At 72.0% G+C, this 1,208-nt stretch carries 1 protein-coding gene; it reads left to right on the top strand.

Translation table 11 applies throughout. The features are described 5' to 3' along the window. On the top strand, window positions 1-895 hold an 895-nt coding region (locus ACFU7Y_RS44055), incomplete at its 5' end, for an alpha/beta hydrolase family protein (RefSeq protein ID WP_380772087.1). Window positions 896-1,208 lie beyond the last annotated feature (313 nt).

Genomic DNA, 1,208 nt, shown 5'->3' with positions numbered 1-1,208 from the left:
GCCGGCGACCCCGTACCTGACCACCGAGGAGGCCAGGTTGCTGCTGGACTTCCAGGTGCCGGGCGGCAACGTACCGTCCGAGGCGGCCACCGGCCTCCACCCGTGGGCCCGCACCGACGCGCGCCCGGCGTCGGGCAGGTTCCCACTCGTCGTCCTCTCGCCCGGGTTCACGCTTCCACGTGCCACGCTCACCGGCCTCGCCGAGGACCTGGCCAGCCGCGGGTACGTCGTCGCCGCCGTCGACCACACCTACGAGACCTCCGGCACCACCTTCCCGGACGGGCGCACCCTGACCTGCGCCATCTGCAGGGACCCGGCCCCCGACACCTTCGCGGCCGTCCCCCCGAGCCGGGCCAAGGACATCTCCTTCGTCCTCGACCGGCTGACCGGCCCCCGCCCGGCCTGGCCGTACGCCCACATGATCGACCGGGACCGGATCGGCATGGCCGGGCACTCCATCGGCGGTAACTCCGCCGCCGGCACGATGGCCGCCGACCAGCGGATCCGCGCCGGGGTCAACATGGACGGCAAGTTCTTCGATCCGTTTCCCGCCGGCGGGCTGGGCGGACGGCCCTTCCTGATGCTCGGCACCCAGTCCGTTCACAACCCCTCGGGCTGGGACACCAGTTGGAACGATGCCTGGGCGCGAATGGACGGCTGGAAGCGCTGGCTGTCCGTGACCGGTTCCGACCACGGGAGCTTCACCGACGGTCCGCTCATCGGGGCTCGCGCGGGCCTGCCCGACCCCGAAGCGACGCTCGCCCCGCTGCGCGCCGAGAAGATCACCCGGGCCTATGTCGGCGCCTTCTTCGACCTGCATCTGAAGGGCATCCCGCAGCGGTTGCTCGACCGTCCGTCGGCGGCGTACCCGGAGGTCGTCTTCCAGCAGCCCTGACGGGGCCTTCTTTCCTTTCCGGAGGGTGTGTTCCTGCCGTTCCCGCCGCGCCGGAGAGGCGCCCGGTGGAGTGAGGCAGCACGCCGCGGCGGCGGGACCGTCCGCGGTGATGTGAGCCTCCCAACCGGCCCCAGCCGCCTGGCACGCCCCCTGAGAAACGGCCTTCGGCACAGCGGGAGGAGCACCCCTACCAGTACGTCATCGTCCCGGGTCAGCGCCGGCCGAACACCGTCTCGGCCTCTCACCGAATCCGAAACGGACATCTGGCCCTCGCACGCGAGTCGGCCGGGTGCCGTCCAGCGCGACTGTTCGC

Origin of the sequence: Kitasatospora sp. NPDC057542 (genome assembly GCF_042801945.1) — a bacterium.
Classification (GTDB): domain Bacteria; phylum Actinomycetota; class Actinomycetes; order Streptomycetales; family Streptomycetaceae; genus Kitasatospora.
This window is presented reverse-complemented; position numbering and strand designations above follow the sequence as displayed.